Origin of the sequence: Brevundimonas sp. NIBR10 (assembly GCF_027912515.1) — a bacterium.
GTDB lineage: Bacteria > Pseudomonadota > Alphaproteobacteria > Caulobacterales > Caulobacteraceae > Brevundimonas.
In genome coordinates, this window is sequence record NZ_CP115464.1 from 3,988,231 (window position 1) to 4,006,378 (window position 18,148).

Annotated in this window: 17 protein-coding genes; 10 read left to right on the top strand and 7 right to left on the bottom strand. The window is 67.7% G+C overall.

The window, feature by feature from the left end; genetic code table 11:
• Positions 1-63: 63 nt before the first annotated feature.
• A complete protein-coding gene (locus tag O5K39_RS19455) occupies positions 64-3,171 on the bottom strand; it encodes a YdbH domain-containing protein (protein ID WP_271145240.1) in 3,108 nt (1,035 codons plus the stop codon).
• A 391-nt stretch (positions 3,172-3,562) separates the two neighbouring features.
• Here O5K39_RS19455 and O5K39_RS19460 point away from each other — a divergent pair, with 391 nt between their 5' ends.
• The gene (locus O5K39_RS19460) at positions 3,563-4,924 is read left to right on the top strand and encodes a M23 family metallopeptidase (protein ID WP_271145241.1); all 1,362 of its coding nucleotides are present in this window, start codon (positions 3,563-3,565) and stop codon (positions 4,922-4,924) included.
• Positions 4,925-4,938: 14 nt separating this feature from the next.
• Here the strand turns inward: O5K39_RS19460 and O5K39_RS19465 are convergent, their stop codons facing one another.
• A complete protein-coding gene (locus O5K39_RS19465) occupies positions 4,939-5,817 on the bottom strand; it encodes a pirin family protein (protein WP_271145242.1) in 879 nt (292 codons plus the stop codon).
• 76 nt (positions 5,818-5,893) lie between these two features.
• Positions 5,894-6,595 (bottom strand): Crp/Fnr family transcriptional regulator, encoded by a 702-nt coding sequence (locus O5K39_RS19470; RefSeq protein ID WP_271145243.1) that lies wholly within the window; start codon positions 6,593-6,595, stop codon positions 5,894-5,896.
• Positions 6,596-6,729: 134 nt separating this feature from the next.
• On the opposite strand from O5K39_RS19470, the gene O5K39_RS19475 reads away from it, so the two are divergent.
• Positions 6,730-7,035 carry a 4a-hydroxytetrahydrobiopterin dehydratase gene (locus O5K39_RS19475; protein ID WP_271145244.1) on the top strand — a complete coding sequence of 102 codons (306 nt, stop codon included), beginning with the start codon at positions 6,730-6,732 and terminating at the stop codon, positions 7,033-7,035.
• Positions 7,032-7,814 carry an SDR family oxidoreductase gene (locus O5K39_RS19480; RefSeq protein ID WP_271145245.1) on the top strand — a complete coding sequence of 261 codons (783 nt, stop codon included), beginning with the start codon at positions 7,032-7,034 and terminating at the stop codon, positions 7,812-7,814. Before O5K39_RS19475 ends, O5K39_RS19480 begins: the two co-directional genes overlap by 4 nt.
• A gap of 6 nt (positions 7,815-7,820) precedes the next feature.
• Here the strand turns inward: O5K39_RS19480 and cysN are convergent, their stop codons facing one another.
• From cysN to O5K39_RS19495, 3 genes are read right to left on the bottom strand one after another with little or no spacing between them, the layout of a single operon-like run.
• The gene (gene cysN / locus O5K39_RS19485) at positions 7,821-9,782 is read right to left on the bottom strand and encodes a sulfate adenylyltransferase subunit CysN (RefSeq protein WP_271145246.1); all 1,962 of its coding nucleotides are present in this window, start codon (positions 9,780-9,782) and stop codon (positions 7,821-7,823) included.
• Positions 9,782-10,726 carry a sulfate adenylyltransferase subunit CysD gene (gene cysD, locus O5K39_RS19490; RefSeq protein WP_271145247.1) on the bottom strand — a complete coding sequence of 315 codons (945 nt, stop codon included), beginning with the start codon at positions 10,724-10,726 and terminating at the stop codon, positions 9,782-9,784. The genes cysN and cysD overlap by 1 nt, the downstream gene beginning before the upstream one ends.
• Positions 10,727-10,778: 52 nt before the next feature.
• Positions 10,779-12,497 (bottom strand): phosphatidylglycerol lysyltransferase domain-containing protein, encoded by a 1,719-nt coding sequence (locus O5K39_RS19495; RefSeq protein ID WP_271145248.1) that lies wholly within the window; start codon positions 12,495-12,497, stop codon positions 10,779-10,781.
• Positions 12,498-12,603: 106 nt separating this feature from the next.
• On the opposite strand from O5K39_RS19495, the gene O5K39_RS19500 reads away from it, so the two are divergent.
• The gene (locus O5K39_RS19500) at positions 12,604-13,107 is read left to right on the top strand and encodes a superoxide dismutase (RefSeq protein WP_271145249.1); all 504 of its coding nucleotides are present in this window, start codon (positions 12,604-12,606) and stop codon (positions 13,105-13,107) included.
• 77 nt (positions 13,108-13,184) lie between these two features.
• Here the strand turns inward: O5K39_RS19500 and O5K39_RS19505 are convergent, their stop codons facing one another.
• Positions 13,185-13,439 (bottom strand): GlsB/YeaQ/YmgE family stress response membrane protein, encoded by a 255-nt coding sequence (locus tag O5K39_RS19505; protein WP_271145250.1) that lies wholly within the window; start codon positions 13,437-13,439, stop codon positions 13,185-13,187.
• 213 nt (positions 13,440-13,652) lie between these two features.
• Between O5K39_RS19505 and O5K39_RS19510 the strand changes: the two genes are divergently transcribed.
• The 6 genes from O5K39_RS19510 (at position 13,653) to rpsT (ending at position 17,651) form a co-directional block, all read left to right on the top strand.
• The gene (locus tag O5K39_RS19510) at positions 13,653-14,033 is read left to right on the top strand and encodes a helix-turn-helix transcriptional regulator (protein ID WP_271145251.1); all 381 of its coding nucleotides are present in this window, start codon (positions 13,653-13,655) and stop codon (positions 14,031-14,033) included.
• Between the two features lie 102 nt (positions 14,034-14,135).
• On the top strand, positions 14,136-14,921 hold the full coding sequence (gene hisN, locus O5K39_RS19515; protein ID WP_271145252.1) for a histidinol-phosphatase: 786 nt from the start codon (positions 14,136-14,138) through the stop codon (positions 14,919-14,921).
• 111 nt (positions 14,922-15,032) lie between these two features.
• A complete protein-coding gene (locus tag O5K39_RS19520; RefSeq protein WP_271145253.1) occupies positions 15,033-15,581 on the top strand; it encodes a DUF1697 domain-containing protein in 549 nt (182 codons plus the stop codon).
• Positions 15,582-15,840: 259 nt separating this feature from the next.
• Positions 15,841-16,320 (top strand): hypothetical protein, encoded by a 480-nt coding sequence (locus tag O5K39_RS19525; RefSeq protein ID WP_271145254.1) that lies wholly within the window; start codon positions 15,841-15,843, stop codon positions 16,318-16,320.
• Between the two features lie 88 nt (positions 16,321-16,408).
• Positions 16,409-17,197, top strand: a complete 789-nt coding sequence (locus O5K39_RS19530) for an enoyl-CoA hydratase-related protein (RefSeq protein ID WP_271145255.1) — start codon at positions 16,409-16,411, stop codon at positions 17,195-17,197.
• 181 nt (positions 17,198-17,378) lie between these two features.
• Positions 17,379-17,651: a 30S ribosomal protein S20 gene (rpsT, locus tag O5K39_RS19535; RefSeq protein WP_271145256.1), complete on the top strand. Its 273-nt coding sequence runs from the start codon at positions 17,379-17,381 to the stop codon at positions 17,649-17,651.
• The last annotated feature ends 497 nt before the right edge of the window (positions 17,652-18,148 follow it).

Genomic DNA, 18,148 nt, shown 5'->3' on the forward strand with positions numbered 1-18,148 from the left:
TTCGTAGGCTTCAGTGCGCCGCGAGCGGTGAATGCGATCTGAACGTCTATGCGGGTCTAACGGTCAAGGTAAGGGCGATGTTCCCGATGGCGTGGCCGGTGCGGCGTTGCGGGCGCGGTTGATGGCCAAGAGGTCACCGACCACCTCGTTCAGGTTCAATGTGGTGTTCAGGTTCAGGTCGATGCCCGTGTCACTGGGCAACGGCAGGGGCCGGTTCAGGAACTGGCGGCTGATCAGCTCGGGGATGGTCAGGCGCAGCTCCTGACGCTCGGGCGGGTCGTGGCGACCCTTGATGGCGAACATCAGCCGGACCCGGCCGTCGCCCTCGCTGTTCACATTGGCCGACAGGGTGTCGAACGCCAGGTTTTCCATGGCCTGATAGGCGAGGTCCTCGACCGTACCGGGCGGGATGGCGCCCCCGCCCCCAGCCTCGATCCCCGACAGGGCCTCGCGCTGGATCGACAGACGGCCGGGCTGGACGGCGGCCAGGGTTCCGGCCTGGATGCGAACGCCGGCGACAGGATCGTAGGTGAAGGGCAGGCGGCCGGAGACGACGGCGTCCAGCGCCACCTTGTCGTCGAACCCGGCCCCCTTGACCAGTTCGCCCAGCTGGACCCGGTCGAAGACGATGACGCCGTCGAAGGGGGTCGTCCGGTCGAGCGGCAGCAGCAAGGGCTCGATGCGGATGAAGCCGCCCGCAACTTGAATCTCGGCCCCCGAGACGGTGACGGCGGCCTTGCCGAGCGCGAAATTGACGTCGAGATCGGTCAGGTCGGTGATCGTCACCAGCTTGTCGACATGCAGGATCTGGCCCGGTGCCGTGGTCAGCGGGGCGAGGTTGGTGAAGTCAATGGTGCCGCGCAGACCCTGCACCGGCCCGGCGGGGGAGGTGAAATCGATCCCGGGCACAGTCAGGCGGCCGGAGCTGATGCCCTCCGGAAGCGCAGGATCCCAGGCCAACTGGCCCTTGAAGGCCGCCGAGCCGGTGACCGGCGGGCTGACGATCCCGGCGACGAGCGGCGTCAGATCGACGGGCTGGAGGCCGCCGGGGGCAAAGGTGAGCGTTCCGGTGTCGATCTCCACGCCGCCGCGCCCGGTCAGGCCGTCGTGAGTCAGGTCCAGATGGGCGATGGGCGTCTGGCCTGAGACCAGGTCGAAGCCGCCGGTCCAGCTCTCGCCGCTCAGAGTGGCCGAACCCGAGGCGGACAGGGGGTTGAAGCGGCGCGGCGTGGTGGCGTCGTTGACGCGGGCGGAGGCGATGTCGGCGGTCAGGCCGATGCCCGAGGGCGATCCGGTCACGGCCGCCGTCCCCTCGATCCGGTCGACGTCGAGGGCTAGGAAGGGGGCCCTGGCCGAGAAGGCTTTCAGGCCGAGGTCCGCGCGCCAGCGTCCATCGCGGACCTCGGCGAGGGGACGGCCTGCCGGACAGGCCTGGCCCGCGACGTCGAACACGTCGTTCTCGCCCAGCTCCAGCCGTTCGACCACGACGTCGAGGCAGCGGGCGGCGGCATAGGTCAGGACGCCGCGATCGGTGGACAACGTGCCGGAGGTGGTGACGTCGAGGCCCTGGGCGAGGCCGAAGTCGAGCCTGGCGCGGCCGTCTAGGCGGGCGGAGAAGCCGCCGGGGGTCAGCCGCCAGTCGGGCACGTCGAAGGTCGCCTCGGGCAGGCCCCGGCCACGCGTCGCCGTGACCTTCAGCGCGCCACCGCCGAGCTCACCGGGCGCGGCCGAGAAGATCGGGCGGGCGACGGGCAGGACGGTCAGGACACCGCCGTTACGGGGCGTCAGGCGCGCCGGGGCGGTCAGGTCGATCCGGGTTCCGAGCGTGCCCGCGCTGAGACGGAATGACGGCAGGTCGACGGCGAAGTCGCCGAGCGCGGCCTTCATGGCGGCAAGCTCCGGCACGTCGTCGGGCCCGATCGGGCCGAACAGGGGCCAGCGACCACCGGAGCTCTTGAGCGCGCCCGTGGCCTGGATGAGGGTCTGGTCCCCCTGGATCATGTCCAGATCGGCCGTGCCGTTGAGACCCGTCAGGTTCAGATCGCCGAAGGTGGCCGTCGCGGCGGTCAGGACCACAGGGCCGGTGGCCTCGAAACCTGCACCGCGCCCGCCGAACGCCAGCGTCGACGACCGGACGGCGAGATCGGCAAGGGTCAGTTCACCCGCAGAGGCGCGGGTCGCTGTCAGCGTCGCCGGGCCGGTCGCCGACCACGTGAGGTCGCCCGCGTTCTGGCGCGACAGGTCGAGCCGGGTCGCGGTCAGGCCCAGGTTCGGTGCAGTGGCGGATAGACCCTCCCCGGTCACAGCGGCGGCGCGCAAGGTCCCGGTCAGGTCGCCGGCGATGCGGAAGGTCTCGATCCAGCCGGTGGTCTGGCCGCTGAACGTCAGGCGCGCATTGGGCGAAGACGTGGCCACACCGCCGACGCCCAGGGCGTCCCCGGTCATCGACAGGTCGAACGAGGCCCGGCCGTCGCCACGTCGGGTCTTCAGGTCCGGATAGGGCAAGTCGGCGATCAGGCCGATGCGGGCATTGCGGCCTGACACGACCGGGCCTGACAGGTCGGCGGCGCGCAGGTTCAGCCCCAGCGCCACGCGGTCGCCGGTGGTGGTCAGGTCGAGGGTGGCGGCCAGACCCGTGGCCTGCGTCTCCCCCTGGGCCAGGCGCAGGTCGGGGGTCCTGGCCTTCAGCCGCATCAGCTTGCCGTTGTCGACAGTCAGGTCGGCGAAGGCAGTGACCGGGCCGTAGTCGGTCGCAAGGTTCAGGCGGCCGCCCTGGACGATGATGAGCGGAGAGCGGCTGTCAGGTTGCGGCGGTCGGCCGGTGAATTCCTCGATGACCGGATCGAGACTGCCCATGGAGAAGCGATTGTCGGACCAGCGGGCCTTCAGAACCGGCCGGGTCAGGAGGATGCGGCTGGGGGTCACACCGAACCCGGCCCCGGTCCACGGGCCCGTGAGGCGATAGTCGACGCTGACGTCGCCGGAGAAATCGGGATCGCGGGGATCGCCGACGACGATCCGACCGACGAAGCCGTCCAGCTCGAGCCGATCGACACGCACGGTCGCAGGCACGCCCCGGTCATCGAGCCAGCCGACCAGAACCTCGCGCGCCACCACCCGTCGGTTCAGCCAGGCCACGCCGACCACGAGGCCCAGCGCCGTCGTGGCCATCAGGGCGACGATCGCGACCCTGCGCCCTGTGCGCCTCTTGCGAGGCGTCGGCGTCCGGGAGGGTTCAGGGTCGACGGCGTGCGCCGACGCGGAGTGATCCGTCATCGGAAATAGGCGGGGGGTGTGGCCTGGAGCCGCAGGGTCATGAGGTTCGTCATAGACTGATCGCGCGAAGGGCGAAAAGCCCCGCCCGGGCGGGAGGTTCCCCTGCGGTCACGGCGGTTAACGGTTTGTAACGCCCTTCTTTCCATTGTGGTCTTGCTGAGGTATACGACCTGTCTCGCGACACCGGGGTACATCGGGCGCGATCCTTGCATAGCCTTATGCAGACTTGGCGTTTCAGACTTAGATTTCCGGGGCGCTGTGGGGCGTCGTCATTTTTCGGGGACCGATGGCTCAGTTCGATCCACGCCGCCAGCCGATGCGTTTTGCACCGCACCTGCTGACTGCCACGGCCGCTTTGTCGGTCGCGCTTCTCGCCGGTCGGGTATACCAACCCGCTCAGGCGCAGGAAGTTCCCGAACTGACCCAACAACAGGTTGATGCGCTCGAAGCGCGCGCCTTCGCCGCCGCCGGAGCTCCCGCCGGACTGACCGCCCCAGAAAACGTCGCGGTCCAGATCCGCAAGGGCGAAACCTTCGAGCAGGCCATGCTGCGCACCGGCATCGGTGCCGCCGAGGCCCACGCCGTCGCCGCCACCATTTCCAACGCCTTCGACCTGAACGCCATGGGCGCGGGCCTGAAGTTCGAGACCGCCATTTCCAAGCCGCGTGGCGGGATGGGCGAGCCGCGCCTGATCGGCCTGACCATGCGTACGGGCCCGGCCAGCCAGCTTACTGTGTCCCGCAGCTTCGACGGCGCGCTGCGCCTGCGGGCGTTGGACGAGAAGGTCACGCACGAGACCGTCGTCGCGCGCGGGACGATCGACCGCTCGCTGGCCTCTTCGGCCGGGGCCTTCGGTGCCACCTCCGCCATCATCCGTCGGGCCACTCAGGTTCTGGCCGGCAAGCTGGACATGGGGCGTGACGTTCGCAGCGCCGACCAGTTCACCCTTGTGTTCGACCGCTCGGTGACCGAACAGGGCCGCACGGTCGCGACCGGCGACCTGCTGTACGCCGAACTCAAGGGCCAGGCCTTCTATCGCTTCAAGCCGGCCGGTGCGCGCGAGTTCGCCTATTTCGACGCCGCCGGACGCAACCTGCGCACCACGGCCATGCGGGCCCCGCTGTCCAGCTTCCGCCGCGTGTCCTCGGGATTCGGCGTGCGGGTCCACCCGCTGTCGGGCTATCGCAAGATGCACCAGGGCATGGACTATGCGGCCGTGACCGGAACGCCGGTCGTTTCCCCCGCTGACGGCGTCGTCGTCGAGGCGCGGCGCTGGGGCGGATACGGCAACTGGCTGCGCATCCGTCACGCCAACGGGCTCGAGACCGGCTATGGCCACCTGTCCCGTTATGGGTCGGGCATTCGCGCAGGCCAGCGGGTCACCCAGGGACAGGTCGTCGCCTTCGTCGGCTCGACCGGGGCCTCGACGGGTCCGCACCTGCACTATGAAATCTGGCGCGGTGGCCAGCGGATCAATCCGGCCGGTATCCGCACCTCCGAGGGCACCGTTCTGGCGGGTGCCGACCTCAACGCCTTCCGCGCCGAAAAGGCCCGGATCGACCGGATCATCGCCTCGGGCGGCGAGAAGCGTCAGATCGGCGCGGCCCAGGTCGCCGCCGCCCCCGGCCTGCGTCCCGCTCAGGGGTAAGGTTCCCTACCCGCTCATTCCGGCAGCGGAATGAACTCCAGATCGTCCTCGGTGGGCAGGGCCATGCGACCGGCCTTCCAGTCCGCCTTGGCCGCATCGATGCGCGCCTGGGTCGAGGCGACGAAATTCCACCAGATCAGCCGCTCTCCGATTGGCTCGCCGCCCAAGGCCATGACGGTGGACCCCTGCAGCGCCTTGACGGTCGGCTCGGCGTGCGGCTCCAGCACGATCATCTGGCCGGCGTGGAAGGTCCGGTCGGCAACCTCGATCGATCCCTTGGCGACGAACAGCGCGCGTTCGCTCATCCCGCCCGAACCCTTGCCGGGCGGGGGAGCCGTGCGGACGCCCTCCTGCATCTCCCAGTGGACATAGAACAGGGGCGAGGACGTCTTCACCTTGGCCGCGGCCCCATAGGCCTCGCCCGCCACCAGCCGCGCGAACAGGCCGCCGTTCTCATAGGCCGGCAGGTCGTCTTCGCCATGGTGGTCGAAGCTGGGGTCGATGTCTTCGGCGCCGTCGGGCAGGGCGATCCAGGCCTGCATCCCATGCATGGGGCCGCCGGTCGATTTCTTCAGCGGATCGGTGCGTTCGGAGTGGACGATGCCCTTGCCTGCCGTCATCCAGTTGACCTCGCCCGGACGAATGGCCTGGGTCACCCCCAGATTGTCGCGGTGCATGATCTCGCCCTCGAACAGATAGGTCAGGGTCGACAGGCCGATGTGCGGATGCGGCCGGACATTGATCGCGTCGGCACCCGGTGCGAACTCCGCCGGTCCCATCTGGTCCAGGAAGATGAAGGGGCCGATCATCCGGCGCGTCGGAAACGGCAGGACGCGCCCGACCTCGAACCCGCCGAGATCCTTGCGCCGCGCGTCGATCACCAACTCGATCATGTCGATTCCCCAAAGCCTGTCGTAACATCGCTCGTGGAGCGGCGCGGCGCAACGCGGGGTTGGCGGATTCGGTGGATCAGCCAGCGCGGGGACGCGGCACGCCCAGATCCTTCATGACCCCGCGCATCAGGCCGTAACAGCCACAGGAGGCCGTCTCGAGCGCCTTGCGATCCAGCACCTCGACCCAGCCCCGGCCGCGACGGATCAGATGCTGGCCTTCCAGCTGGGCGCCGACCTCCGAAACCGTGGCGCGCCGCACGCCCAGCATCCCGGCGATGTCGGTCTGGGTCAGCTTGACGCGGTCGCTGTCGGATCGGTCGTGGATGGTCAGCAGCCACCGGGCCAGCCGCTCGTCGAGCCTATGCTGGGCGTTGCAGGCGGCGGTCTGCTGGACCTGGGCGAACAAGCTCTCGGTGAATTTGGCCAGCGATATCCGCATGGATTCGCTTCTGCCCAGAGCGTCGGAGAAGATGTCGTTGGGCAGGCAGGCGGCGACGCCCTCCGACTGGCTGATCGCGCGGCTGGAGGCGCGGGCGTTCATCGGGCCGCACGTGACGCCGACCAGACCTTCACGGCCGATGGCGGCGGTCTCGATCATCTTGTCGTCGGGCAGGACGGTCATCAGGGAGACAACCCCCTTCAGCGGGAACCAGACCTCATCGACCTCCTCGCCGGCGTCGTACAGCATCTGGCCCTGGGCGAAGGCCTTCTCGTTCAGGTGGGGTTCGATCCGCTTGCGGTCGGCGGGGCTGAGGGCAGCGATCCAGAGATTGTCCATGGGGGCCTCCTGTGAACAGCGACGCTTGCTAACGCCCAAGCTTGGCCAGACGTTCCCGACGCGACCGCGCGACACGTGACGGGTGCTTGTGGCCCGGTTCAGGGCGCGCTACGCCGGTCAAAAGAGGATCGAAAATGACCCAAGCCCCTGTTGACGTTGCGGAAGTTCTGGTCGACCTGCCCTTGTGGCAGGCGTCGGAAGGAGATCGCCCGGCGATCGAGCGGCGGCTGATCTTCAAGGATTTCAACGCCGCATTCGGCTTCATGACCCGCGTCGCGCTGATGGCCGACAGGATGGATCACCATCCCGAATGGTCGAACGTCTACAACCGGGTCGAGGTGTTGCTGACGACCCACGACGCGGGCGGCGTCACCGAACTCGACATCAAGATGGCCCGTTTCATCGACGAGGCCGCGAAGGACATGGGAGTGAAATCATGACGGGACGCGTCGCGGGCAAGACGGCCCTGATCACCGGCGCGGCCGGGGGGCTGGGCGAGGCCATGGCCTGGATGCTGGTCCGCGAGGGGGCGAAGGTCGCCCTGACCGACGTGGACGGCGCGCGAGCGGAGGCCTTGGCCGACGCCATCAACGCCGAGGTGGCCGGGTCCGCCTTCGCCTATGCCCACGATGTGCGGTCCGAGGAGCAGTGGATCGACGTCGTCGCCCGCGCCGCCGCCGACATGGGCGGGATGTCGGTGCTGATCAACAATGCGGGCGTCGGCGACGTGCTGCTGTTTGCCGAACAGGACACGGCCGAAAACTGGCAGCGGCAGTACGAGATCAACCTTCGATCGGTGATGTTCGGCTGCAAGCACGCCATGCCGCATCTGAGGGCCGCCGCGCCGTCGTCGATCATCAACATCTCGTCGATCGCAGGACTGGCCGGGGCTCCGGGTATGGGGGCCTACAACGCCACCAAGGCCGGGGTGTGGATGTATACCAAGACCGTCGCGCTCGAAGCCGCCAAGATGGAGTGGAACGTCCGGGTCAACTCGGTCCACCCGGTCTTCATCAAGACCCCGATCCTCGACCCCTTCATCGCCATGGCCCACGGCGACGAGGCCAAGGCCCACGAACGTCTGGCGCGCGGCATTCCCCTGAAGCGTATCGGCGAGCCGGACGACGTGGCCTATGCGGTGATCTATCTGGCCTCGGACGAGAGCAAGTTCGTGACGGGAACCGAGTTCAAGATCGACGGTGGGATGCTGGCGCAATAGGCGCGATCAAACCCCGCCGCCCTCCGAGAACAGCGGATCGGCCCTGAGGTAGCCGTCGTCGCGCAGGCGATCGACGATCATCTCGGCGGCGGCCTCGGCGGTCATCGAGGCCGTATCGACGACGATCTCAGGCGTTTCGGGGGCTTCGTAGGGGCTGTCGATGCCGGTGAAGTTGGCGAGCTGGCCGGCACGGGCCTTGGCGTACAGGCCCTTGACGTCGCGGCGTTCGGCCTCGGCCAGGGGGGTGTCGACGTGGACCTCGAAGAACTCGCCGGGCCCCATCAGGTCGCGCGCGACGCGGCGCTCCGAGCGGAACGGCGAGATGAAGGCGGTCAGGACGATCAGTCCGGCGTCCAGCATCAGCTTGGCCACCTCGGCGACGCGGCGGATGTTCTCGACCCGGTCGGCGTCGGTGAAGCCCAGGTCGCGGTTCAGCCCGTGGCGGACATTGTCGCCGTCCAGCAGATAGGTGTGCTTGCCCTCGGCCCGCAGCCGTTTCTCGACCAGGTTGGCGATGGTGGACTTGCCGGACCCCGACAGGCCGGTCAGCCAGATCACGGCCGGCTTCTGGCCCAGGTCGGAGGAGCGCGTGGCCTTTGAGACGTCCAACGCCTGCCAGTGCAGGTTCTGGGAACGGCGGAGCGCAAAGCGGATCAGGCCCGCCCCGACCGTCGCATTGGTCATCCGGTCGATCAGGATGAAGCCGCCGGTGTCAGGAATGTCCGTGTACGGATCGAAGGCGATCGGGCGGTCCAGCGACAGGTTGGCGACCGCGATCTCGTTCAGCGCCAGTTCGCGCGCGGCCAGATGTTCCAGGCTGTCGGGGTGGATGCGGTGCTTGATCTCGGTGACCTGAGCCGCGACGCGCTGCGCGCCGATCTTCAGCCAGTAGGAACGCCCGGGCAGCAGGGGTTCGTCGGCCATCCAGACGATCGTGGTCTCGAACTGATCCGCGACCTGGGGCGGTGAGGCCGCGCCCGCGATGACGTCCCCACGCGAGCAGTCGACCTCGTCGGCCAGGGTCAGGGTCACGGACTGGCCCGCGACCGCGACGTCGAGGTCGCCTCCGTGGGTCACGACGCGGGCGATGGTCGAGGCGCGGCCCGAGGGCTCGACGCGGATGGCGTCGCCGGGGCGGACTTGCCCTGAGGTGATCAGGCCCGCGAACCCCCGGAAGTCCAGGTCGGGCCGGTTGACCCATTGGACCGGCATGCGGAACGGCTGGGACTGCAGGCGGTCGGCATCAACCTCGACCGTCTCCAGATGCTCCATCAGGGTCGGGCCGGAATACCAGGGAGTGTTTGCGCTGGCCGAGGCGATGTTGTCGCCGGCGACGCCTGAGATCGGGATGGCGACCACATCGGCCATGCCCAGCCGGTCGGCGAAGGCTGTGTACTCGGTGACGATCTCGTCGAACCGGGCCTGATCGTAGCCGACCAGATCCATCTTGTTGACCGCCAGGACGACGTGGCGGATGCCCATCAGCTGGACGAGGAAGCTGTGCCGCCGCGTCTGGGTCAGGACGCCTTTCCGCGCATCGATCAGGATGACGGCGAGGTCGGCGGTCGAGGCGCCGGTGACCATGTTGCGGGTGTACTGCTCGTGACCCGGCGTGTCGGCGACGATGAATTTGCGCCGGTCGGTGGCGAAGAAGCGATAGGCGACGTCGATGGTGATGCCCTGTTCCCGCTCGGCGGCCAGGCCGTCGACCAGCAGGGCGAAATCGATGGCCGACCCCTGGGTGCCGACCCTTTTGGAGTCCGCCTCCAGCTGGGCCAGTTGGTCCTCGAAGATCATTTTCGAGTCGTACAGCAGCCGCCCGATCAGGGTGGACTTGCCGTCGTCGACCGAGCCGCAGGTGATGAACCGCAGCAGGGACTTGTTCTGGTGCGCCGTCAGATAGGCGTCGATGTCGGCGGCGATCAGATCCGAGGGTCTGTATACGGACGGTGCGGTGTCGAGGGCCATCAGAAATAGCCCTCCTGCTTCTTCTTCTCCATCGATGCGGCCTGGTCGTGGTCGATGGCCCGGCCCTGACGTTCCGACGTCGTGGTCAGCAGCATCTCCTGAATGATGGCGGGCAGGGTATCGGCGGTGCTCTCGACCGCCCCCGTCAGGGGATAGCAGCCGAGCGTCCTGAACCGCACCGACCGCAGTTCCGGCGTCTCGCCAGGCCACAGCGGCATCCGGTCGTCATCGACTATGATCAGCATCCCGTCCCGCTCCACCACCGGACGGCGCGCAGCGTAGTAGAGGGGGACGATCGGGATGTTTTCCAGGTGGATGTATTGCCAGACGTCCAGCTCGGTCCAGTTGGAGATGGGGAAGACGCGGATGCTCTCGCCGGGGTTCTTGCGGGCGTTATACAGTTTCCACAGCTCGGGCCGCTGGGCCTTGGGGTCCCAGCGGTGCTGGGCCGAGCGGAAGGAAAAGATGCGTTCCTTGGCGCGCGACTTCTCCTCGTCGCGCCGGGCCCCGCCGAAGGCCGCGTCGAAACCGTAGAGGTCCAGCGCCTGTTTCAGTCCCTCGGTCTTCCACAGGTCGGTGTGCATGGCCGAGCCATGGTCGAACGGGTTGATGTTGCGGGCGACGGCATCGGGGTTCCTGTGGACCAGAAGCTCCATGCCGTAGCGGGCCGCCGAGGCCTCCCGCATCGCGTACATGTCCCGGAATTTCCACGTCGTATCGACGTGCAGCAGGGGAAAGGGCGGCGGCGCGGGATAGAAGGCCTTGGCCGCCAGATGCAGCATCACGGCCGAATCCTTGCCGATCGAATACAGCATCACCGGCCGCTCCGCCTCGGCGACGACCTCGCGCAGGATATGGAGGCTCTCGGCCTCCAGCCGCTGAAGATGGGTCAGGCTGGGCACGGCGGGTTCTCGGCAAGCGGCTACGGGCCGCGACATAGTCATGACACGGCCGAGGGCAGCCACGAAATCTGCTCAAGAGGGGAGATAGCGGGGCTTATCGCCTGCGCCTCACCCCCAACAACCCCAGCCACCCCCCGCTCGTCAGCAGGGCCACGTCCAGCAACGCAAGCGCCAGCGGCGTGGCTGCAGGCGCGGCGATGAAGCGGGGGCGCCAGTCGGGGAAGAATTTGGACTTGTAGGCGCGCAGGCCCTGAAAGCCGTACAGGGCGCCGCCCTCCTCGAAGACCAGGGCGCCGACCCGGCCGAACACCGGGGCCCCGCGACGGTCCTCCAGCCCGGCCAGGGGGGCCATGCCGAGGTCGAAGGCCGCGTAGCCTTCCGCCCCCGCCCACTGGATGGCGCGGATGAACAGATAGTCCATGATCCCCGGCGGGGCATCGGGCACATGGCGCATCAGGTCGATCGCGACCTCCCTCGCCTCCCCTGCACCCGGCAACAGGTTGGCGAAGGCGACGATGCGGCTGCTCTGCTCGACCGTCTGGCGCACGACGGCGAGCGGGGTCAGGTCGAGATAGTCGGGGTCGAACCGGCCCAGCGAGAAGGCCTTTTCCTCGCCGTTGTGCTCGGCCAGCCAGGCGTCCGAGACGGCGCGGAGCTCCTCCCCAATCCCCGACGCCGATCCGGGCGGCAGGACGGCGAACGACGCCCCCTCGCGCTCGGCGCGGTTGACGGCGGTCCTCAGGTTCTGGCGCGGCTTGCCCTCCAGGGTGAAGGCGGCGACCTCGACCACGGCGGTCTCGCCGACCTTGCGCACCGCCAGACCCATGGTCGCCAGATCGGCGAGCAACCCCTCGCCCACCGAATAGAAGACCGGGGCCCCACCATAGCTGTCGGCCAGTTCGGCGAAGGCCCAGAGCAGGTCCAGTCGCTCGGATTTCAGCCCCGCCGGCTCGCCCATGGCGATCCAGCGCCGCCCGCGCACGCGGTAGCTGAGGAAGCTGCGGCCGGAGGGGCTGAACAACAGGGCCTTGTCGCCCAGCGCCGCCAGCCAGGCTTCCGGCGCGGCCCTATGGAGCGGAGACTGGGCCGCCTCGGCCAGGGCGGTCAGGGCGCGGGCCCGATCCTGGGCATCAGGCAGCCTACGACGGCCCGATCCGGGTGCGGCCAGAAGCGACACCGCCGCGATCAGCAGGGTGAGGATCGACAGCACGGCCGCCGCGCGCAGAAAGCCCGAGGCTTCGCTGTCGCTCAGAAAGGTCCACCAGAGTTCGTCGGTATAGGCCACGTCGCGATAGGCGAAGAAGCCCAGCCAGACCATGGCGACCACCGCCGTGACGACCAGCAGCAGCCAGCCGGGGCGCAGAGGCTCCACCAGGCGCGACCGCCGGTCGAACGCCGGCTTGCACGGCGTCAACAAGGCGGCCACGGCCACGAGTTGTAGCGCCTCTTCCCAGTTCAGGCCCTTGAGCATGGTGAAGACCGCGCCCGCCAGCATGGCTCCTAGCGCCAGCCAGTAGGCTCCCCGCCGCCTGCGCCACAGACCGGCGGCCAGCAGCAGCAGAAGGAAGCCGATCACGCTGGCCGCGAAATGGGAGATGTCGATCAGGAAGGGCGAAAAGGTCTCGCGAACGATCGACAGTCGGTTCGAAAAGGCCGGCGTCACTGCCGATATCAGGGTCAGGGCACCGGCGCCGAACACCACCACGCCGAAGGCCTGGGGCGAGGCCTCGCGCCCCAGGGCGAGCAGGCGGATCAGGATACCGGGGCGACGACGGGGCGAACTCATGGCGGTCTGATAGCGGGATTTGGCCAACCGTGGCGCCCCCAAGGTCATTCCGGGGCGGGTGAAACATTCCGAAATGGAGGGTGTTTGTCTGGCTGCGGCGCACCTCTGCCGCGCAACCCCGGACCGATCCGACATGATCCGCAAGACCGCTCTTCTGACCAGCATCGCCGGCCTGATGCTGACGGCCGCCCCTGTCCTGGCGCAGGAGGCGATGACACCGCCCGCCCCCACTTCGCCCCAGACCCAGCCCGCTCCGGCTCAGACGCCGCCGGCCCCCGCCGCAGCCGCGCCCGCTGCCCAGCCCGCCACGCTGCAACTGCAACCCGGCTCGGACGTGAAGGGTTCTGATGGGACCGTGCTCGGCAAGTTGGAAGGCGCGCGCAACAATGACGCGGGCGCACAGGAACTGACCGTGCGTGGCGCGGATGGCCAGCTCAAGGGCGTGCCGCTGGGCGGTCTGCGTCAGGACGGCGCCGGCGTCGTGGTCGGCTGGACCTCGACCGAGTTCACGGCCGCCCCGGCCATCGCCGAGGACGCGGCCCCGACCGAAACCACGACACCGCCGGCGACCGAAGAACCGGCCTCTGACGACGCCGAGACCGAGACGGCCGAACCGGCTCCGACCGAGCCTCAGTAAGGTTTCCCGACCGGCATAGCAAAAAGGGGCGGTCCCGACAGGACCGCCCCTTCTTCATGCTCTGATCCTGAGAAGGATCAGGCGCGGCGTTTGACCAGGCCCAGCAGGAACAGCAGCAGGACGGCACCGCCGAACGCCACCAGCAGGGTGATCAGGTTGAAGCCGCCGACGGGGATGCCGAGCAAATTCTGAGCGATGAAACCGCCGATCAGTGCGCCGACGACGCCGACGATCAGGTTGGTGACCAGGCCGTGGCTACGACCCATGACCTTTTCCGCGAGCCAGCCGGCGACGATGCCGATGACAATCCATCCGATAATTCCGAGACCCATTGTGGTGACCCTTCCAAGTCAAGCTTTCGATGGGCCTGTAATGCGTCGCCACCTTTCGGGTTGCGTCCCGGCCTGTCGAAATGCCGCAGGGCTGCCGAATCCGTTCGTCGAACGCTGCAACTCCCTCCCCAAGCGAAACCGGCATGTCGCTTGCGGCTGGTAAGGCGAGCCGTCCCGTCTTGGGACACTCCATCAGAATGGGGAAATGGGGCCATGGCCACCGATATCGATCTTCACCTGGGCCGCCGCCTGCGTCGTCGCCGTCGTCTGCTGGGCCTGACCCAGCAACAGCTCGCGCTCCAGGTCGGCATCCGCTTCCAGCAGATCCAGAAGTACGAGTGCGGCGCCAACCGGATCTCGGCCGCCCGCCTGTGGCAGCTGGCCGAGGCGCTGGAATCGCCGGTCAACTATTTCTACGACGGCCTGACCGAGGCCATGGAACGCAAGGAGGCCGCCGGGGCCAACGGCGGCGAGATGTTTTCCAGGAAGGAAACCCTCGACCTGATCCAGGCCTACTACCAGCTCGGCGAGCGCCCGCGCCGCCGCCTGCTGGACCTGGCCAAGTCGCTGCACGCGGAAGAGCCGGTCGCCTGAGCCCAAGGTTCGAGGGTCGAGGTTTCAGGGTCGAGTAGGTAAGGACATCGGGGCGTGTAGACGCTAGAAGCGTCATTCCCTCGCCCCTAGACCCTCGGCCCTATGACCTCCCTTGAAGCCTTCGCCGTCGACCTGGCGCGCACGGCCGCTGCCGTGACCCTGCCGTTCTTTCGCGGCGAGTATGCGCAGGAGAACAAGGCGGGTCCGGGGGCCTTCGATCCCGTGACCCAGGCCGACAAGGAGGCCGAGGCCGCCATTCGTCAGGCGATCGCCGCCCACTATCCCGACCACGGCGTGATCGGCGAGGAGTATGGTGAGGATCGGCCCGACGCCGAACACGTCTGGATCCTGGACCCCATCGACGGCACCCGCGCCTTCATCGCCGGCCTGCCACTGTGGACCACATTGATCGGGCTGCGCGTTCAGGGGACACCCAGCGTCGGCGTGATCGCACAGCCCTATCTCGATGAAGTCTTCCTGGGCGGGCCGTCAGGGGCCGTCCTGATGCGCGGGGACGCGACCACGCCCCTGCGCACCCGCGCCTGTCCGGCCCTGACCGAGGCAGTCATCGCCACCACCGATCCCGATATCTTCACCGGCTCCGAGCTGGGGGCCTGGACCCAGGTGCGGGCGGCGGCGCGTCTGGCCCGTTATGGGTGCGACGCCTATGCCTATGCGATGGTGGCGGCCGGACGGATCGATCTGGTGGCCGAAGCCGGGCTGAAACTCTGGGACTGGTCGGCCCTGATCCCCGTGGTCGAGGCCGCAGGCGGCGCGGTCACCAACTGGCGCGGCGAGGCGATCGACGGCACGGGTCAGATCCTGGCCGTCGGCGACACGGCCATTCGGGAACAGGCGCTGGTGACGCTGAAGCGCGCGGCGCTTTAGGGGCTAGGGGCTAGGGCAAGGGACCCGGCTTGGCCACAGCGGCCCTGTTCATTAGATCGGGAACGCGCTTCATTCACCTCGTCCCTGACCCCTCGCACCTCGCACCTCCCCATGTCTCACCGCATCATCCTGTTTCGCGGCATGAACACCGGCGGGGTCCGTGCGCCGGTCGCCGAACAGCGCGCCATGGCGGTCGAGATGGGGCTGAAGAACCCGCGCACCCTGCTGGCCAGCGGCAATCTGGTGGTCGAGACCGATCTGGCCCCGGCCGACCTCGAAGTCGCGATCGAGACGGAGATGGCCCGGCGTTTCGGCCTGAAGATCGCCGCCATGGTCCGCACCGCCGACCAGTGGTCCGCCCTGATCGCCGCCAATCCCTTCGCCGAACAGGCCGCCGCCCATCCCGCCCAGGTCCTGGCCATGGTCATGAAGGCGGGGATCGTGCCCGATGCCGTCGAGGCCTGCCGCGCCCTGGCCGAGGGTGGCGAGGCGGTTGAGGCCGTGACCCTGACGACCGGCGGCGAGGTCTTGTATTTCTGGTTCCCGGACGGGATGGGCCAGTCGGGCATCTTCAAGAAGGCCACGCCCAGGCTGCTCGGTATGGGCACCGGCCGGAACTGGAACACGGTGCTCAAGCTGGGCGCGATGCTCGGGGTCTGAAGAGCCCCGGCCGGGTTCAGACCTGACGGACGACAGAAAACAGAGTCCGAAAAGTCTGAATCGTCTGAAATCGCCCGAGGGCGACGATGTCAAAGACCGCAACACAGACAGTTTACCACAGCCCCGGACGGTGCCAGGTCGAAGGCGCGTTTTTCGATCCAATCCCTTGTGCGGCAAGGGATTGGTGGGGTCGAGTTTGCGAACTTCGTACCGCCCGGTGCGTCTGGCGCGGCACTGCGGCGCGGGCTAAGGCCAGAGGATGAGTCTGCGCGAGAAACAGCTCTGGATCAGCTTGATCGTCGGTACGGCGGTGTGGAGCCTTTATGGCTGGCGGCTAGCGCATCTTGTCGGACGGACCGAGGGCTCGCTGGCGCTCTCGGCCGGGCTGGCCTTTCTAGTCGCTCTGGGCGCGGTGGTCGTGACCGAAGCCGTGGGATCGGCCGTCGTCGGCTGGCTTCAGCGGCGGCATCGCCCGGCACAGGACGCAGCCCTGACCGAGGCGGCCCTGATCGCGGGCCATGTCGCCCTGATGGTCCTGGTCGGGCTGATCGTTCTGACGCTGGCGAGCTTGTGGCTGTTCGCGCTGTGGGCGGAAACGAGGCTGGAGACCCTGAGCATGGCGGCGGCGTTGACGCCCCGCACCCTGGTCCTCATCGCCAATCTGCTGTTGGCCTGCATTGTTCTCGCCGAAGGCGTCCGTACCGTTCTGACCCTGATGCTGGTGCGCCGGCGGCGCTGACGGCGATTTCGCAAGAGACGTCTGCGCCTTCGCGGTTGTCTCGACGGTTTCGGCGGCTAAGACGGTGGGACCAGTCCCGGAGACCGCCATGTCCGACACCTATGCCAACCTGCTGATCGAGTGTCACACCGACGGATACGCCGTCGTCACCCTGAACCGGCCCGAGGCGCTGAATGCGCTGAACTCGGCCCTGTTCAAGGATCTGGCGGACTTCCTCGATGCGGTCGAGTTCGACGACACGGTGCGCTGCCTGATCCTGACCGGGTCGGGCGAGAAGGCCTTTGCGGCCGGGGCCGACATCAAGGAGATGGCCGACCAGACCTATGCCCAGATGTATGCGGGCAACTATTTCGCCCTCGGCCACGACCGGATCGTGCGGTTCAGAAAGCCGATCATCGCGGCGGTCAACGGCTTTGCCCTGGGTGGCGGGTGCGAACTGGCCATGCTGTGCGACTTCATCGTGGCATCCGAGAAGGCGAAATTCGGCCAGCCCGAGATCAACCTCGGCGTCGCGCCGGGCATCGGCGGCTCTCAGCGCCTGACGCGACTGGTGGGCAAGTCCAAGGCCATGGACATGGTCCTGACCGCCCGGATGATGGACGCGGCGGAAGCGGAGCGTGCGGGCCTGGCCTCGCGCGTCGTCCCCCACGACGACCTGATGACCGAAGTCCGCAAGATCGCCGCGAAGATCGCGTCCCAGAGCCCGCTCGCCGTCATGGCCAACAAGGAAATGGTCAACGCCGCCCTTGAGACGACCCTGACCCAAGGGGTCCAGTTCGAACGCCGCCTGTTCCACTCCCTGTTCGCCTTCGAGGACCAGAAGGAGGGCATGGCGGCCTTCGTCGAGAAGCGTAAGCCGGTGTTCACGGGGAAATAGGGCTCAGGTCTTGGGGATCAGGGCTTGGAAGACTCGGTGGATCGACTACGAACGCCCCAAGCCCCAGGCCCTTTTTCAAGGCTCTTGCCCCCCGCCGCCTCATCCGCTATAGCCGCGCCTCTTCAGATTTCCGCGCCGTGGACGTCAGGTCTGCGGCGTTTTCCGTCTCATAGGTTTTTCGATGGCCAACAACCCCGGCGCCCGCAAGGCGATCCGCAAGATCGCCGCCCGCACCGAAGTGAACAAGGCGCGCCGCACGCGTGTCCGCACCTTCCTGCGCAAATTCCAGGAAGCCGTCGTCGCGGGTGACGCCACGGCCGCCAAGGACGCCTTCGTTACGGCCCAGTCCGAACTGATGCGCGCCGTCTCCAAGGGCGTGGTTCACAAGAACACCGGCTCGCGCAAGGTCAGCCGTCTGGCCGCCCAGCTGAAGAAGCTGTCGACCGCCGCCTGACCCCTTAGGTACGATTACGTACCTTGGGTGAAAGAGGGTGTGTGCGGAGCGGGTTTTTCCGTTTCGTCATCCAATAGATGAATGATTTCAACGGCGAGAGGGCTCATGCTCTCTCGCCGTTTCCGCGTGCGCCGCTAAGCCGCAAAGGCCGAAACCGTAAGGGTCGCTGTGGCGAAACCAGCATTTCTCCAAGCAGGATTTGGCTTTAGCGGAGTCAAACAATTTAAGTACGAATCTCGAATCGAATCAGCGTTGACCGCTCGCGCGCCGGGCGTAAGTTTTGGGCTCCAGCGCACTTCGATCCCCACACGGATGAAGAAGACGGCGGGGCCCCCGGGCCCGGTCGCGGCGACGTCAGAAGCGAAAGGCCTCCCCGGCCCCGCGAAGCATACGCTTTGCGGGACAGGAGAATGCGTCTCTCTTTTTCCGACCGAACCTGTGCGGACCCGCAGCCAGAAGGGCGCGGGATTGTGATCGAGCTTGAGGAACGTGACGTG

Excerpts from the sequence above, each read along its gene's own strand:
- O5K39_RS19520 (WP_271145253.1), top strand. The coding sequence starts at position 15,033 with ATGTCTCACCGCATCATCCTGTTTCGCGGCATGAACACCGGCGGGGTC.
- O5K39_RS19500 (WP_271145249.1), top strand. The coding sequence starts at position 12,604 with ATGATCCGCAAGACCGCTCTTCTGACCAGCATCGCCGGCCTGATGCTG.
- cysD (WP_271145247.1), bottom strand. The coding sequence starts at position 10,726 with ATGACTATGTCGCGGCCCGTAGCCGCTTGCCGAGAACCCGCCGTGCCC.
- rpsT (WP_271145256.1), top strand. The coding sequence starts at position 17,379 with ATGGCCAACAACCCCGGCGCCCGCAAGGCGATCCGCAAGATCGCCGCC.
- O5K39_RS19525 (WP_271145254.1), top strand. The coding sequence starts at position 15,841 with ATGAGTCTGCGCGAGAAACAGCTCTGGATCAGCTTGATCGTCGGTACG.
- O5K39_RS19480 (WP_271145245.1), top strand. The coding sequence starts at position 7,032 with ATGACGGGACGCGTCGCGGGCAAGACGGCCCTGATCACCGGCGCGGCC.
- hisN (WP_271145252.1), top strand. The coding sequence starts at position 14,136 with ATGACCTCCCTTGAAGCCTTCGCCGTCGACCTGGCGCGCACGGCCGCT.
- O5K39_RS19530 (WP_271145255.1), top strand. The coding sequence starts at position 16,409 with ATGTCCGACACCTATGCCAACCTGCTGATCGAGTGTCACACCGACGGA.
- O5K39_RS19475 (WP_271145244.1), top strand. The coding sequence starts at position 6,730 with ATGACCCAAGCCCCTGTTGACGTTGCGGAAGTTCTGGTCGACCTGCCC.
- cysN (WP_271145246.1), bottom strand. The coding sequence starts at position 9,782 with ATGGCCCTCGACACCGCACCGTCCGTATACAGACCCTCGGATCTGATC.
- O5K39_RS19470 (WP_271145243.1), bottom strand. The coding sequence starts at position 6,595 with ATGGACAATCTCTGGATCGCTGCCCTCAGCCCCGCCGACCGCAAGCGG.
- O5K39_RS19510 (WP_271145251.1), top strand. The coding sequence starts at position 13,653 with ATGGCCACCGATATCGATCTTCACCTGGGCCGCCGCCTGCGTCGTCGC.
- O5K39_RS19455 (WP_271145240.1), bottom strand. The coding sequence starts at position 3,171 with ATGGCCACGACGGCGCTGGGCCTCGTGGTCGGCGTGGCCTGGCTGAAC.
- O5K39_RS19505 (WP_271145250.1), bottom strand. The coding sequence starts at position 13,439 with ATGGGTCTCGGAATTATCGGATGGATTGTCATCGGCATCGTCGCCGGC.
- O5K39_RS19465 (WP_271145242.1), bottom strand. The coding sequence starts at position 5,817 with ATGATCGAGTTGGTGATCGACGCGCGGCGCAAGGATCTCGGCGGGTTC.
- O5K39_RS19460 (WP_271145241.1), top strand. The coding sequence starts at position 3,563 with ATGGCTCAGTTCGATCCACGCCGCCAGCCGATGCGTTTTGCACCGCAC.